General features: G+C 40.6%; 10 protein-coding genes. 6 read left to right on the top strand and 4 right to left on the bottom strand.

The genetic code is table 11. The features are described from left to right. Positions 1-18 precede the first annotated feature (18 nt). Positions 19-1,506, bottom strand: coding sequence for a TolC family protein (locus FTU79_RS04835; protein ID WP_180009977.1), 1,488 nt, complete (start codon positions 1,504-1,506; stop codon positions 19-21). Positions 1,507-1,853: 347 nt separating this feature from the next. On the opposite strand from FTU79_RS04835, the gene serC reads away from it, so the two are divergent. Continuing rightward, positions 1,854-2,933 carry a 3-phosphoserine/phosphohydroxythreonine transaminase gene (gene serC / locus FTU79_RS04830; RefSeq protein ID WP_078192058.1) on the top strand — a complete coding sequence of 360 codons (1,080 nt, stop codon included), beginning with the start codon at positions 1,854-1,856 and terminating at the stop codon, positions 2,931-2,933. Between the two features lie 606 nt (positions 2,934-3,539). Here serC and nudC read toward each other — a convergent pair. From nudC to dnaQ, 3 genes are all read right to left on the bottom strand, one after another. Beyond that, complete coding sequence (nudC, locus tag FTU79_RS04825; RefSeq protein ID WP_180026822.1) at positions 3,540-4,313, bottom strand: NAD(+) diphosphatase; 774 nt, start codon at positions 4,311-4,313, stop codon at positions 3,540-3,542. Next, a complete protein-coding gene (locus FTU79_RS04820) occupies positions 4,313-5,959 on the bottom strand; it encodes a chemotaxis protein (protein ID WP_180049038.1) in 1,647 nt (548 codons plus the stop codon). The genes nudC and FTU79_RS04820 overlap by 1 nt, the downstream gene beginning before the upstream one ends. Before the next feature lie 128 nt (positions 5,960-6,087). Then, a complete protein-coding gene (gene dnaQ, locus FTU79_RS04815; RefSeq protein WP_180049036.1) occupies positions 6,088-7,491 on the bottom strand; it encodes a DNA polymerase III subunit epsilon in 1,404 nt (467 codons plus the stop codon). 206 nt (positions 7,492-7,697) lie between these two features. Between dnaQ and FTU79_RS04810 the strand changes: the two genes are divergently transcribed. From FTU79_RS04810 to FTU79_RS04790, 5 genes are read left to right on the top strand one after another with little or no spacing between them, the layout of a single operon-like run. Next, a complete protein-coding gene (locus tag FTU79_RS04810; protein WP_180008296.1) occupies positions 7,698-11,024 on the top strand; it encodes a LysM peptidoglycan-binding domain-containing protein in 3,327 nt (1,108 codons plus the stop codon). A 26-nt stretch (positions 11,025-11,050) separates the two neighbouring features. Next, the gene (locus FTU79_RS04805; protein ID WP_180049034.1) at positions 11,051-12,889 is read left to right on the top strand and encodes an extracellular solute-binding protein; all 1,839 of its coding nucleotides are present in this window, start codon (positions 11,051-11,053) and stop codon (positions 12,887-12,889) included. 33 nt (positions 12,890-12,922) lie between these two features. Further along, entirely contained in the window at positions 12,923-13,990 is a 1,068-nt protein-coding gene (locus tag FTU79_RS04800; RefSeq protein WP_180049032.1) for a microcin C ABC transporter permease YejB, read from the top strand. Next, positions 13,990-15,003: an ABC transporter permease gene (locus FTU79_RS04795; RefSeq protein WP_180049029.1), complete on the top strand. Its 1,014-nt coding sequence runs from the start codon at positions 13,990-13,992 to the stop codon at positions 15,001-15,003. Before FTU79_RS04800 ends, FTU79_RS04795 begins: the two co-directional genes overlap by 1 nt. Then, positions 14,978-16,579 (top strand): ABC transporter ATP-binding protein, encoded by a 1,602-nt coding sequence (locus FTU79_RS04790; RefSeq protein ID WP_180049080.1) that lies wholly within the window; start codon positions 14,978-14,980, stop codon positions 16,577-16,579. Before FTU79_RS04795 ends, FTU79_RS04790 begins: the two co-directional genes overlap by 26 nt. The last annotated feature ends 7 nt before the right edge of the window (positions 16,580-16,586 follow it).

The following is a 16,586-nucleotide window of genomic DNA, read 5'->3' as shown; positions in this document are numbered from 1 at the left end:
CATTTCCCCAGTCTAAGTTTAACGGATGTAATCGGTGTGTGATTGATTGATATAGCTTTGGAACTGGTCAATGCTCCCGTGACTTTGTAGCAATGTTGCAAGTGACATCACGTATTTATAAGCATTGAGTGCCATTTCACTTTGTAGCCCGTTCAATGCATTTTGTGCATCAATGACTTGTGTGGCCGTACCCATATCTTCCTTAAATGAAAGCTGTTGAATTCTTAAATTTTCTTGTGCGGCTTTTAGATTTTGCTGTAACAACAGGTGACTTTGCTGAGCGCTGGTGACTTCATTAAATGAGCTATAAATCAGGCTTTCAATTTCTTGTTTGGTACGCTCAGTCATTAACTCAGATGCATAGCGTTGAAGTTCAGCAGCTTGTACGGATTTGTTTTTATCAATACCTGAAAATAAGTTGTAGCGAGCGGCAACACCAACGATCCAATTTTGTTTATCGTCGAGACTATATTCACCAAAGGCAAAGACGTTGGGTTTTTTTGCTGCGCTTTGGGCTTTCACATTAGCACCAGCCAATTGACTGTCCAATTGCATTTTACGCACCAAACTAGACTGATCCTGATAACTTTTTAGTAAGGCGGTTATATTTTGATTGTGTTGCTGATTGATAAATAATGGCGTTGTAAGATCAGTAATTTGGCTGCTTTGCATTAAGTTGTTTAACTTAAATAAGCTAGAGCGGAGATTCGCTTCAGTATTTTGAAAAGTTCTGAGTGCATTATTCTTCGCCACTTCAAATTGCATACGCTGGCCTTTGCTAATAAAACCCTGTTGTTCCATTTTGAGCGCATTGGCATAGTGTTGTTGCATCGCATTTAAATTGAAGCGGCTGCTTTCGACTAATTTTTTTTGTAATTGAGCATTGAAGTAGGCTTGGATTAATTCAAAACGTTGCACATCTTGTTGTTGTTCACTGCTTATCGCGCTGCGTTTGGCTTGAATATTGGCAATTTCCTTGGCGCTAGACGTTAACCCACCGGTATACAGCGGCATCATTACGGAAACGGTAGGGCGGATCACTTGATCATCTAAGACCACTTGGGAAGAATCTGGAATTAATCCGACACCATCACGGATTGGCTGTTGCAGACTGTCTTTTAATGGGTCTGCCAAATCACTCGGTAAGCTTTCATCAATTTTATTATTAATGCCATTACTCAGCGTTTGTTCTAAGTTGTTTTTTAAGGCGCCGAGAGGAATATCGAGTTCATTATGAAAGGCATAGGCACGGACGTTTAAATCCACACGAGGTAAACCAAGGCCTTTAATGGCCTGAGCTTGAAGTTCGGCAGATTGTTGTAGCGCTTGGTTGGCCTGAGTATTATACGAACTAGTGAGTAGACTTTGTTCTGCTTGGTTATAACTGATACTTTGCGCAAGTACCGTAGGGCTAAAAAAGCCACTGAAACAACCAAGGCCAAGCAGTAAACCTGAACGAAATGTATGTTTAATTTTTATAGAATAATCTGTTCGAGGTAAAGGCATAAAAATACACTCACAGCTAGGATGGGTTCATTATAGTCATTGTGATGAAGTTGGGTAAATTCACTAAGTTGTTGTATTGTTTCATATACATATGTAAATAAATTTTATCTTCGCAGCGCACGTCATTTTCGCACATCAAGACCTTAAATTAGCATCAATTCAAGGGATAAAAAATATCAGTAAATCTAATAATTTGAATTAAGAAGAATTAATTTTGATCTTTATTGAAATTTTGACTTTAAATGTCAGACAGCATTGGAATATTTTCAGCTTTAACTACTGCAAGCACGCGTCAGATATGGTTAAATGCCATCATTTTATTGTGTTTCACTTTGAAAGGAAAACTCATGCGCGCGTACAACTTCTGTGCTGGTCCTGCTGCATTACCCACTGCCGTTTTAGAAAAAGCTCAAGCTGAAATGCTTGACTGGCAAGGCAAAGGCCTTTCGATCATGGAAATGAGCCACCGTAGTAAAGACTATGTCGCTGTGGCAGAGAAAGCAGAAGCTGATCTTCGTAAGCTGATGAATATTCCAGACAACTATAAAGTGTTATTCCTTCAAGGTGGCGCATCACTTCAATTCTCTGCGATCCCATTAAACCTATTGGGTAAAAACAGCAAAGCAGACTATATCCACACTGGTATTTGGTCTGAAAAAGCGTTGAAAGAAGCACAGCGTTATGGCGACATTAATGTTGTTGAAGCGGGTACCACCATTGACGGTAAACTTGCGATTACTGATCAAAGCACTTGGAACTTATCTGATGATGCGGCTTATGTGCATTATGCAGATAATGAAACTATTGGTGGTCTTCAGTTTGCCAACATTCCTGAAACAGACAAGCCATTGGTTGCCGATTTTTCATCAAGCATTTTATCTGCACCATTAGACGTCTCTAAGTTCGGTTTAATTTATGCAGGCGCTCAGAAAAATATTGGTCCGGCTGGTTTAACTTTAGTGATTATTCGTGATGATTTATTGGATCAAGCGAAAGCAGATATTCCAAGTATCTTGAAATATTCAGCTCAAGCGAAAAATGGTTCAATGGTGAATACACCATCAACTTATGCATGGTACTTATCTGGCCTCGTTTTTGAATGGTTACTTGAGCAGGGCGGTGTAGACGCAATTTATAAAGCGAATATGGCAAAAGCTGAATTACTTTATGGTTATATTGATTCAAGCGATTTCTATGCAAATCCAATTGCAAAAGAATTCCGTTCAATCATGAACGTACCATTTACTTTGGCGAATCCAGAATTGGAAAAACAATTCTTGAAAGAAGCTGAAGAAAACCACTTGCTGAATTTAGCTGGTCACCGTTCAGTGGGTGGTATGCGTGCAAGTATTTATAATGCTGTTCCGCTAGAAGGCGTTCAAGCACTGGTTAACTTTATGGATGACTTTGCAAAACGCAACGCATAATCCTAAAGGCATAAAAAAACCGGCAAATGCCGGTTTTTTTATTGAATAGATTAAAAAATAAAAGTATGTAACACGTATGCACAAATCAGCATACCTAACATAAAAAATAAGCAGGACATTGGCTCGATTTGATATCGAGATTCCATGTGATGGTCAACTTGTGATAAGTTTTCTTCTTGCACGACTTTCATAGATATTCTTTCCGATCTATTTATCGTTAATTACTATTTCTTAAACGCATTTTTAACATAATTATTTGATTAAATAAAGTACTATCTGCCATAAACTTACTAAACTATTTAGTTCATTTAAAAATAAGCAACCGAATTGCTAAATTTAGTTTCATAAATTTCCTATCTTATTTATTTATATTAGATTTTTATATTTTATCTTTTGCAGATGGATTTATTTTTCGTCATTATTTTGAATTTAATATTGTGGATAAGTTATTTTAATTTGAATTTAAAAATAGAATAAATCGACTATCTTGTGGATAAAAAATATTCAATCATTTAAATATTCAGCGAATACACATGATTAGCGAGAAATAAAAAAAACCGCACTGAGGCGGCTTTTTTTATTTCTAAGTTCCTCAAAAGCAGTAGCTTATAACCATGCCTGGGTATCATCTGCAACAGCAGAACCATGAATGACATGCATAATCATCGAATGGGCGATACTGCCTTTGAAAGGAATTTCAGGTAATGCATCAAATTTAAAGAAAGCTGCATCACTGATTTCTTCTTCTTGTAATTGAAGTTCACCAGCAGCATATTCTGCTTTAAAGGCGATCATTAAATTACTTGGGAAGGGCCAAGGTTGGCTGGCTAAGTATTGAATATTTTTGACCTTTAAACCCACTTCTTCTTCAGTTTCACGACGAACCGCTTCTTCTAAAGTTTCACCGACTTCAACAAAACCCGCGATCAGTCCATACATGGCACGGACATTTTTTGCATTTTTTGCCAATAAGATTTCATCTTCACCACGGGTAATGACGGTAATGACACAAGGATTGACACGAGGGTATTGGTGATAACCGCAAGTGGGACAAACCATGGCGTATTCTGTGGCATGGACTTGAGTTGCTGTGCCGCAGTGGCTACAAAATTTATGATTACGACGCCATTCTAAGAGTTGAATAGCACGGCTGGCTTGTTCAAATTGTTGAACATTCCACAATTGTAGAAGCTGGCGAATAGGGATGAGTTGTAAGCCATCAGGAATAGGCTCATTTTCAAGTAGGTCACGGGCAATCACTCGATCACCCGTGCCAATATTTAAATCACTTGCGAGTTGTTCAACTTCGGGAAGTTGAAAGTTTTCATCGACCAGCAATTGCTGTTGTTTGAAGATATACGCAAGTGATAATTTAGACATTAGGCTGCTGCTGATTTCAGTTTTTCGCTACTGTCCAATGCTACCTTAAACATGCCCTGTAAAACAGGTTGTTTGTTCTTTAAATTGTCAATCAACATATCTGCGCTTGCCAATGAATCTAATGCTTGATTCACTTCATTTGCATCAATCGCTGTTGAAGATTCAACTCGTTTCACAATGAATTGAGCTGTTGAATTCAGCGCATTTTGAGCTGCATCTGCATTGAGGAACAACATTGCACCACCAATTTCACGGAATTGAGTTGCAGTCGCTTCAAGTTGTGTCAAATCTTGGTTTTGTAAATACTGAACCAAAGATTGGCTAGCAGCATCAATTAAAACCTTGGTCTCATTTAACAGAGCAGCGTGTGCTTCATCTAAACGGTCGAGTGAAATATTCATATTATTCACACGAAGTTGTAAGCGGCTAGAAGTGTGATGACGCTCAAGCACACCAATCGAGTTCATGGCAGACAAGATATTGTTCATCAACTGCTGGGCAAAGCTTTCATCTTGTAAAATCTCAGCATTACCTAATGACGCAGCTTGACGCGACAGGTCGTTATACGCTTCATTTAAGTTCAAGACTTTGAAAATATTTGCCAATTCGTTCAATTTCGCTTGAAGTTCTTGGGTTTTTTCAGGCGTCATATTTTGATAGTTAAATTCAATATCATTACGAATTTGTGTCATTTCAGTCGTAACCAATTCACCAATGGTATGCATGGTTTCGAAGTCAGGACCATATAAATGACGACTGAAAACTTGCAATTGGGTGTCGGTAAGAAGGTCTTCACCGATATTTAACTTGCCACGAATATGATGAGAAATGTCATCTTCTTGGCTAATGCTTAGACTTAAGACATTGGCTAAATCAGAAATGGATGCTTTAAAGCGCTCAGTTCCTGCAAAATATTGAGCTATATTGCGTTCAATGCTTACCAAGGTACGTAAACGAGCATCGGTAATTAAGATTTGATCAATTTGATTAAATGCAACAAAAACCAAGTTCCAGTATTGTTTGCTTGGATATTTGTCTGAAAGACCTGCTAAATACGTACCGACCAATTTAATCGCTTGCAAATCCAGCTCAGTTTCTTCTTGTTTAATCAATTTATTCAACGCCAACTTATACAGACGGTGAACGTATTTTGATTTTTCAAGTGCAGGCGCTTGAGGTAGGTCAAAGTCAGGGGTAATACAATCGAGTAGGGACTCAATGTGTTGGCCTTCCGACGTTAAAGGTTTTCCTAAAGACAGCTCTAGACGATTTAGACTGTCCAGCAGGAACTGTGGAATTTTAACTTCACGCAGGCAGATAAATTCGATGTAGCGTTTCAGCATGGTCGTGCCTTCGCTCAGTGCGATGACATCTTGAGTGTTAATTTGCGCAGGGTTCCCCATGATCTTGCGCATTAACTCTGCTGAATATTGAGCGATTTTTGCCAAACTTGGCATATCAACTAAAGCTAGTACTTGAGCACATTGTTCAAATTGAATCAGTGCATCATCAATCCCGAAAGGTAAAGTTTGATCTTCAACTAAGGTGCTGACTGCTGATTCGACTAACTTGATTGAGTTATCAACCTCATTTTTTATTATCAGCAAAGCCGTTGGATCAAAATGGATAGAGGTTTGGTAAGACATGTATCTGCACCTTTCCTAGATGTTTTATCTTGTTTATTAACCGCCCCTTAAGGCGGTCCATGTTTATGGTTTTACTATAGCGTATGTAAGAATTGTTTATATACAAAAAGTAACACGAAATTTAGATTTTATTTCGCAAAAAGGCAAGGTGTACCATGTTTTTCTTCAAATTGTTTGACCCATGTCTCATGGGCTTCAAGTTCATCGGCTGAAGGTAAAATCACGGGTAATTCTATTTCAACAGCGGCGCGGGTTTGCGAACTATCTTCATTTTGCGAGTGGGTCAGGGCATCGATATCAAAGGATACCTGACCACCCGTCATTGCTAGGTATACGTCAGACAGAATTTCCGCATCGAGTAAGGCACCATGGAAGGTACGGTCACGTTGTGGAATTTCGTAACGACGCACTAATGCATCGAGTGAGTTTTTCTGGCCTGGATGCTTGGCTTTGGCCATAGCCAAGGTATCGGTGACTTCGCAAACTTCAGATAAGGCCACAAAACCGGCACGTTTGAACTCCATATCAAGGAAGTTCATATCGAAGGTTGCGTTATGCGCAATGATTTCTGCGCCTTTTAGATAGTCAAATAAGACATCAGCAATTTCAGCATACAGTGGTTTGTCTTTTAGAAAGTCATCACTGATTCCGTGAATATTTTCAGATTCACCGACAGGTTTTTGCGGGTTGATATAAATATGAATTGAGCTACCGGTCAGTTTGCGGTTAATCATTTCCACTGCACCGACTTCAATAATACGGTCGCCATCTTGGAAATAGAAACCTGTGGTTTCCGTATCCAAAATTAATTGTCGTGGGCCAGATACATCGACAGTTGCTGGTGTAATGACAATCATTGGATGGATTTCAGCAGCTTGCTTAGACTGTGTAGAAGCATCTGGATTCAACGTTGATGCCGTGTTTGTTGCTTGTTGTTCTATCGTAATGTCATCAATCTGCTCTGCGTCAATAGCTGACTCGGCTGAGATTTCTTCTGCTTCATCCTCGCTATCAGCAAATTCAAGTCCAAATGGATCATTTAATAGCCAGTCAGGTTCAGCTTTTTTTTTAGGTACTTCAGCTGTAGATGATGCCGCTTGTTTGATGTGTTCGAGGGTTTTTTCAGCGCCTAGATTGGCCAATTGATCAGCCATTTCATTTCCCGGATGGCCTGCATGTCCTTTAATCCAGTTCCATTCAATTTCCCGACCCTGACAAGTTGCATCCAGTAATTTCCACAGATCTGGATTTTTAACATCTTTCCAGTTTTTCTTTTTCCAACCATGAATCCATTCGGTAATGCCTTGTTTGACATAGTTAGAGTCTGTCCAAATGATCAGTTTTGCATCGGTCGGACAGTGTTGAATACCTTCAATTGCCGCAGTCAATTCCATACGGTTATTGGTGGTTTCAGCTTCACCACCGCAGAGTTTTTCTTCTCCAGTTTCACGGATGATATACGCCCCCCAACCCCCTAAGCCAGGGTTGCCTTTACATGCACCATCAACATAAAGCGTGATTGTTTGAGACATAAATCAAATCCGGAGAAAAACAAGCATTCAGAACCGTATATTGTATAACGCAAATGACAGAGAGAAATCCATTTCTGGCGATTTTTTTAATTTCTTGTAACATTTATACTGAAATAGCGTTAAATTAACGCCTTGTGTCTGTGTTCTGCTTCACTACAATGGCATATCTAAAAAATAAATTTTATATGAGTTGTCTGGATTTTTTTATGTATAAATCAACTGCGACTGTCTGGCAGCCTACGTTACCACAAATTTTTAAATTTACAGTCTTGGGTTCTGCGCTCGCAGCTCTTGGTCTGACGGGCTGTTCTTCATCGCAAACGACTAAGCAGAACTCAGCAAGTAAACAAGTTGGCTCAAACTTTCTCGATGCCAATAGTTTAGATTCACTCGAAGATTTACTTTCTGCAACAGACATGCGTGCCGTAGAAGGCGATCGCCTTTTAGTACTGAAGCATGGTGATGTCTGGAAGCGTATGACTGTGGGTTTCAAAATGGATTTGAACCACTGGGATACGCGAATTGAAGCGCAGCGTGGTTGGTTTATTTCACGTCAACCATATATTGATCGTTTAAGTGCGCGTGCGTCCCGTTATTTATATCACACGGTTAAAGAAGCAGAACGTCGTGGTTTGCCGACTGAGTTGGCGTTATTACCAGTGATTGAAAGTTCTTATGACCCAGCAGCAACCTCAAGTGCAGCCGCAGCGGGCTTATGGCAATTTATTCCAAGTACTGGACGTATTTACGGCTTAAAACAAACCTCAATGTATGATGGTCGTCGTGACGTAGTGGAATCAACGCGTGCAGCTTATGAGTTTTTAGGTGCGCTACATAACCAGTTCGGTTCGTGGGAATTGGCTTTGGCTGCATATAATGCAGGGCCGGGCCGCATTCAACAGGCGATTAACCGTAACCGTGCGGCAGGTTTGCCAACGGATTATTGGTCGCTAAAACTGCCCCAAGAAACCATGAACTATGTCCCACGTTTCTTGGCTGTTGCTCAAATTATTAAAAATCCAAGTGCCTATGGCGTAAGTTTGCCACCAATTGCCAACCGTCCACACTTTCGTGAAGTGGCTGTAGGGCCTGCAAATTTAAATGAAATTGCATCTATTACCGGTTTAAGCCGTGCAGAACTCTATGCACTAAACCCTGGTCATCGTGGCGATGTGATTGATAGCAGCAGCCCAATGCGGATTTTAATTCCTGCGGATGTGAGTCCATCAGTTGATGCACGTTTGAAAAAATTACAATCAGGTGGTTCATCAGGTTATTGGGCAAGTAATTCAACTTATAACTTACCAAAAAATAATGTTGAAATAACACCGTCACGTGTTACTCCGCCGGAATTAAATAGTAAAACTATTCAGCCCGCTAAAGTGACGCCACCTACGCTTAAAACACAGCCGACAGTGACAGCTTCTGCCAAACCACCTGTAGTCGCTACAACGGTAACGCCGAGTGTTCCATCAGGAACGAAAGGCAAAACGCCAATAGGATCATCTGCTTTGGCTGCATTTGCATCGAATAGTGATATTCCAAGTGCGCCGCGTATTCCAGTCGCTGTAACACCTTCGACGCCTGTGAAAGCCGTATCTGTCGAGCCACCACTCAGCGCAAATGAGCGTGAGCAAATCATGGCGGCTATTAAAGCTGAAGGTGAGACCAAAACAGTCGATGAGGTATTAAAACCAGTAGCGACTAAAGCAGAACAAGAAGAAGTCGTTCAGGAAATTAAAGCTATTGCGCCGAAAGGCACTGAAATTGTCGATCCTTATGATGGCAAGATTAAGTTGACTGCGATTCAGACCAGTCAGTCAATTGCAGACCAACAAGGTAAAGAACTGACGAAAGGGTTCTCTTACCCGAAAAGCGTGGCTGAAAATACAGGTGCAGATTCCGAAGAAGCCAAACGCAACCAAGGTAAAAATGTCATTCGTACAGATTCTGAAATTGTAGTTGTACCACCTAAAGGTAAACGCAGTACTTATACAGTTTTGGCGGGCGACACATTAGCGTTGATCGCGATGAAAAATGGCGTGAATTGGCGTGATATTGCAGCTTGGAACCAAATTTCGCCAGATTCGACCTTGTATGTCGGTACGACCATCTATTTATATGATGCGAAACCGATTGTGCAAAATAATGAAGAATCGAAAGCTAAGCCTATCGCAGATAGCTATGTGGTGAAAGCAAATGACAGTCTTACAGCTGTTGCGAGTCAATTTGGTTTAAGTACGAAGCAACTCGCCGATTACAATGGTTTAACCACCACGAGTGGTTTATATGTTGGGCAGAAATTATCCTTAAAAGAAACGCCAGCATCTAAAGCAAAATTGGAAGCTGACAAGAAAGCAGCTCAAGTTGTCGAAAAATCTGCAAAAGTTCAAACCAAATCCTACACGGTAAAACGTGGTGAATATCTAAAACTCATTGCAGATCGTTATGCGCTGTCAAATCAAGAGTTGGCAGATTTAACAACTGGTTTAACGGCTGGCAGTAGCTTGATGGTGGGACAAAAAATTAATGTGCCATTACAAGCTGTAGCAGAAGTTGAGAAGCTCGAAAGCAAAGTCGTGAATCGCATTGAAAATGTCAAAGTTGATCCTGCGTATAAAGTTGAAAGCTATAAAGTGCAGCGTGGTGATACCCTTTACAGTATTGCGACGCGGTCAAAAATCAGTTTGTCAGAATTGGCGAGTCTAAATGATATGTCGGTAAATAGTGGGCTGATGGCTGGGCAAAGCATTAAAGTTCCTGCAAGTTCAACTGTTCCGGATACATATGTGGTGCAGTCTGGCGATACACTGACAGGCATTGCTAGTCGCTATGATTTAGGCATGGACTATGTCGCAAATTTAAATGGTATAGAGCGTAGTTCTGGTCTACGCGTTGGGCAGAAATTAAAATTAACAGGTGATGTCGCACCGGTTAAAGTAGAAACCAAAGCTGAGGCGACCAAAATTGAAAGCAAAACCAATACACGAACGAATTCCGTTGATGCGACCGATATTCATGTGGTGAAATCAGGTGAAACATTGGGTGTGATTGCGAAGAAATATCATCTTCAATTACGTTATTTAGCTGAATTAAATGGCCTAAATACCAATAGTGCGATTCGTGTAGGGCAGCGTTTAAAAGTAGATGGTGAACTACCTGCTGATGTAGCTAGTAAAGCAACTGAAACCAAAAAAACGGAAGCTAAATCCTCTACGAGCAATGTGAAACCAACAAATACTGAAAGCTATACTGTGAAATCAGGCGAGTCTTTAAATTCGATTGCTAGTCGGACAGGTTTAACTGTGGCAGCATTGGCTGAATTAAATAACTTGAATCCGCGTGCTGGGCTTCGTGTCGGTCAAAATTTACAAGTCCCTAAAACTATCAGTGAATACCGTATTAAACGCGGCGATACATTGATTGGTTTAGCAAGCCGTTATGGACTTGATACATCAAAACTTGCTGAAATGAATGATATACAACCGTCTGCTCAGTTACGTATTGGTGAAGTCATTAAAGTACCAAACTGAGTCCAAACATTAAGGAGTTAAGTTGAATGTATTCTGCTTCAACTTCGCGTTACGTGTTTGGTGTGACTTTGAGCATACTTTCAACAGGGGCGTGGGCTGCGTTGCAGACCACGCCTTTTCTTGCCATACATAGTAGCCCTCAATATCATCAATTACAGGCAATGCCCTATGCCAATCCTCTTGCCAATAAAGGGGGATATATCACGACCTCGAGTATTGGGAGTTTTGATAATTTAAACAGCATGAATGGAAAAGGGCGTTCTGTTGAAGGTATCAATTATCTTTTTGATAGCTTGATGAGTTCATCTTTAGATGAACCGGGTGTGATGTATCCATTGCTTGCCGAAAAGGTGACATTTGACCCGAAAAAAACTAATTTTGTTATTTTTCATTTAAACCCAAAAGCACGGTTTAGTGATGGTTCTGAACTCACTGCTGAAGACGTTAAATTTAGTTTTGATACCTTTCAAACTAAATCAAATCCCGGTCTACAAATGTACTTAGCGGATTTGGACAAAACAGATGTTTTATCTAAATATCAGGTGAGGATGAGTTTTAAATCTGGACACAACACTGATATGCCCATGATTTTGGCGCAAATGCCGATTTATTCCAAAAAAGATTGGGCAAAAAAAGATTTTACTCAAATTACATTGCAGCCCATATTAGGCTCAGGCCCTTACACAATTGAGACGATCGATGCAGGTAGGAGTATTCGCTACAAGCGCAATCCTGAGTATTGGGGGCAGAACTTAGCTGTTAATCGTGGTCGATATAATTTTAACCATCTGAAATATGTATATTACCGCAGTCCTGACATTGCCTTTGAAGGCTTTAAAGCAGGTCAATTTACGTTATATGAGGAAAAGACTGCACGTAATTGGGTGGGAGCGTACAATTTTCCTGCTTTTAAAGACGGTAAAATTGTCAAATATCGCTTTAAACATGAACGACCGATTCCCACAAAAAGTCTCGTATTTAATACTCGTCGTGCGCCATTTAGTGATATTCGCTTTCGACAAGCTTTAACCTATGCTTATGATTTTGAATGGCAAAATAAAGCATTATTTTATGGGCAGTATCAGCGTTTGCAGAGTTATTTTAGTAATAGTGTGCTAGAAGCGAAGGGGAAACCCTCTACCCAAGAGTTGGATATTTTAAAACCGATGTTATCGCAACTTGATCCTATTCAAAGACAGGGGGTCTTATCCAATTGGCAATATCCCATTTCTGATGGCAGTGGATTTAATCGAAAAAATCTGCTGCATGCACGCCAACTGTTATTGAATGCGGGTTATCGTTATCAAGACGGCAGATTGGTGGATGCAAAATCTCGGCCTGTGAAATTTGAACTTTTGATTCAGCAACAAGATTTGCAGCGAACCTTAATGCCATTTATACGAAATTTGAAACGTTTAGGTATTCAGGTGTTATTACGACAAGTCGATGGGCCGCAATACACCGAGCGTATGCGAAATATTGACTTTGATATGATCGTGGATGAAATGCCTCAATCGCTCACTCCAGCAGGTGAGCAAGCTCAACTTTGGGGCAGTCAAGCAGCCGATCAAGTGGGTAATTATAATTATGCAGGGATTAAAAATCCTGTGATTGATAAGCTCATTCAACAGGTGATCAATGCTCCAAATCGGGAGGAATTGATTGTTCGTACGCGTGTTTTAGACCGCCTGCTTAGAGCGGGTTATTATCAAATTCCAATGTTTGGGCAAAGTGAAAACTGGTTTGCCTATTGGCATATGTATAAGCAACCTTATGTCAAACCTAAACTTTCTGTAGGGATTGACTATTGGTGGAGTGATGCAGCTCAAGCCAAGCAAATAACACAATATTTACGGCAGCAATAAATACACCTGAATGACAAGGAATGTGAAAGCAACATGGGCACATATATTTTAAAAAGATTGCTCCTGATTATTCCAACATTGTTTTTCATTTTACTGATTAACTTTGTCGTGATTCAGATTGCACCGGGAGGACCTGTTGAGCAAGCTATACAGCAAGCAGAATCCTTTCAAGGTATGGGAAACACAGGTGGTGGTGAAGTTGCGACGACAGGCAGTAAATACCAAGGTGCTAAAGGCCTAAGTGAAGAAATGGTGGCAAAAATCGAAGCGCAATATGGTTTCGATAAGCCATTATTCGAACGCTTTTGGCTGATGTTAAAGGGGTATGTGACGCTAGATTTTGGTACCAGTTTTTTTAAAGATAAGCCTGTGACCGAGCTACTTTGGGAAAAGCTGCCTGTATCCTTATCCCTTGGTTTATGGAGTACCTTGCTGATCTATATGGTGTCTATTCCATTAGGTATTAAAAAAGCCCGTCAACATGGTCTGTTATTTGATAAAAGTACGTCTATTTTATTGGCTATCGGCTACGCCATTCCTGCTTTTGCCTTTGCCATTTTACTCATTGTATTTTTTGCAGGTGGTTCATATTTTCAGTGGTTTCCTCTACAAGGTTTAGTTTCAGAGAATTTTACTGAGTTAAGTGTATTTGGCAAAATTGCAGATTATTTTTGGCATATGGCGTTGCCTTTGTTTGCCATGGTGATTGGTGGTTTTGCTGGCTTAACTTATCTGACCAAATACTCTTTTATGGAAGAACTGAATAAGCAATATGTTCTTGCTGCTCGTTCTAAAGGTTTGACTGAATCACGTGTGCTGTATGGGCATGTATTTCGTAATGCAATGCTCATAGTCATTGCGGGTCTACCAGAAGCATTGATTGGGATCTTCTTTGTGGGAAATCTATTTATTGAAATTATTTTCAATTTAGATGGTCTGGGATTGTTGGGATTTGAAGCCATCGTACAGCGTGATTATCCAGTCATTTTTGGCACCTTGTTTATTTTTACCTTGATGGGGCTGATCTTAAGATTGATCAGTGATGTCATGTATCAAATGATTGATCCACGAATTAATTTTGATTCGCAGGTGGCAAAATAATGTCTCCGATCATGCAAGCACGTTTTCAACGTTTTAAAGAAAATAAATTAGGCTTTACATGCTTTATCAGTTTTGCCTTGATTTTTATGTTGTCATTAGCTGTCGAGTTTATTGCCAATGATAAACCGCTCTTGGTCAAATACGATGATTCTTTATACGTTCCCGTATTAAAAAGTTATCCAGAAACTGCTTTCGGTGGCGTATTTGAAACTGAGGCAGATTATAAAGATCCTGTGGTACAGCAACTGATTGATGATAAAGGATGGGCTGTATGGCCACTGATTAAATTTTCCTATCAAACACCGAATTTAGAGTTGGCTGTGCCTGTGCCATCTGCACCGACTGCACAAAATTGGCTCGGTACCGATGACCAAGGACGTGATGTGCTCGCACGTATTTTATATGGATTACGTGTGTCGCTCCTGTTTGGCTTTGCATTAACCTTCGCTTCAGCCATATTGGGCATCATCGTTGGGGCGATACAGGGCTATTATGGTGGCTGGCTGGACCTCATTGGTCAACGAATTTTGGAAGTCTGGGGTGGACTACCGATGCTATTCATGGTGATGATTTTGGTCAGCATGTTTACGCCGAGTGTGTATTGGCTCTTTGTCATTATGCTGTTGTTTGGCTGGCCCACTTTAGTCGGCTTGGTTCGTGCAGAGTTTTTGCGTGCTCGTAATTTTGATTATGTACGTGCAGCACGGAGTCTTGGTGTTACAGATAGCACCATTATGTTTCGGCATATCTTACCAAATGCGATGAGTTCCAGTCTTTCACAGCTACCTTTCATGCTTACGGCAAATATTACTGCACTGACAGCCTTGGATTTCTTAGGGTATGGCTTACCGCCCGATGCAGCATCCTTAGGTGAGTTATTGCTTCAAGGGAAAAACAATCTGAATGCACCATGGCTTGCCTTATCGGGATTCTTTACCTTAGCGATCGTGCTGTCTTTATTGATCTACATTGGGGAGGCGACACGTGATGCATTCGATCCTAGACGTCAATAATCATCAAGTTAATGTACATCCCATCGTGTTAGAGGTGGAACATTTACATATTTCACATGCAGCACAGGTCTTGGTTGAAGACCTGAATTTTAAATTGCATGCAGGTGAAACGTTAGCCATTGTTGGAGAAAGCGGTTCAGGTAAATCGATTAGCAGCCTAGCTATACTCGGTTTGTTGCCAAGTGATCTGCAGGTCACAGGCAGCGTCAGCCTGAATGGACAAAATATTCTTGGACTGAGTCCTGAGCAGCACCGAAACATTCGTGGACAGAAAATTGCCATGATTTTTCAAGAGCCGATGACGGCCTTAAATCCCTTACATCGGGTTGAAAAGATTGTTGGTGAGTCACTGTTGTTACAGGGATGGTCGAAGGCAAAAACTCGGCAGCGGGTTATAGAATTATTAAATGATGTTGGTATTCCTGATGCTGAAGATAAGTTAAGACGATACCCACATGAGTTATCTGGGGGGCAGCGACAACGTGTCATGATTGCCATGGCATTGGCCTTAGATCCTGATATTTTAATCGCTGATGAGCCAACCACGGCTTTAGATGTCACTTTGCAAGCGCAAATCTTAAATTTATTAAAGTCGCTACAACAGCAGCGTAATATGGCCATGATTTTAATTAGCCATGACCTGAATTTGGTCAAGCGCTATGCCGAACATGTGATTGTGATGAATCGTGGACAAGTGGTGGAACAAGGAGATGTTCAGGAAATTTTTGAGCAACCGAAGCAGGCGTATACCCAAAATCTGTTAGACCATGATTTTGGTGTAGCAATACAGGTTTCACAAACGCAGACACTTTTAAAATTACACAAATTAGGAGTGAAGTTCCCAGTCAAACAAGGCTTATTGAACCGCATCAAAGATTATGTCGTTGCGGTAGAGGCTTTGGATTTAACAGTGGCTGAAGGTGAGTCGATCGGTATTGTTGGAGAGAGTGGTTCTGGGAAAAGCTCCCTAGCATTGGCTATTGCTCGGCTCATAAAAAGTGATGGCGAAATTATGTTAAATCAACACGCCATCCATCAACTTTCAGAAAAACAGCTCAGACCTTTACGTCGTGAATTTCAAATTGTCTTTCAAGATCCATTCAGTAGTTTAAATCCACGGCTAAATGTAGAGCAAACCATTGGCGAAGGTTTGGTCTTACAGCATTTATCTGCAAATGAAATTGTACAGCGTATAGATGAAGCTTTGCAGAAAGTCGAATTAGCCAGCTCATTTAAGCAGCGTTATCCACATGAATTATCGGGTGGGCAACGGCAGAGAGTCGCCTTAGCACGTGCGTTGGTATTACGTCCTAAACTGCTGATTCTCGATGAACCCACATCGGCACTAGATCGGACGACACAAAAAGCTATCGTGAAGCTACTACGGCGTTTGCAGCAAGAATTTAATATGAGTTATTTATTTATCAGTCACGATTTACACGTGGTCAAAGCCTTGTGCCAAAAAGTGTTGGTACTGCGACATGCCAAAGTCATGGAATTTCAAGACACCGCAGATCTATTTGCACGACCACAAACGGACTATACCCGTAAATTAATTGAAGCCAGCCAATACTAAAATCAAA

It is taken from the genome of Acinetobacter sp. YH12144 (assembly GCF_013418345.1).
Classification (GTDB): domain Bacteria; phylum Pseudomonadota; class Gammaproteobacteria; order Pseudomonadales; family Moraxellaceae; genus Acinetobacter; species Acinetobacter amyesii.
Note: the sequence above shows the minus strand (reverse complement) of the source record. Positions and strands in the feature narration are given on the sequence as shown.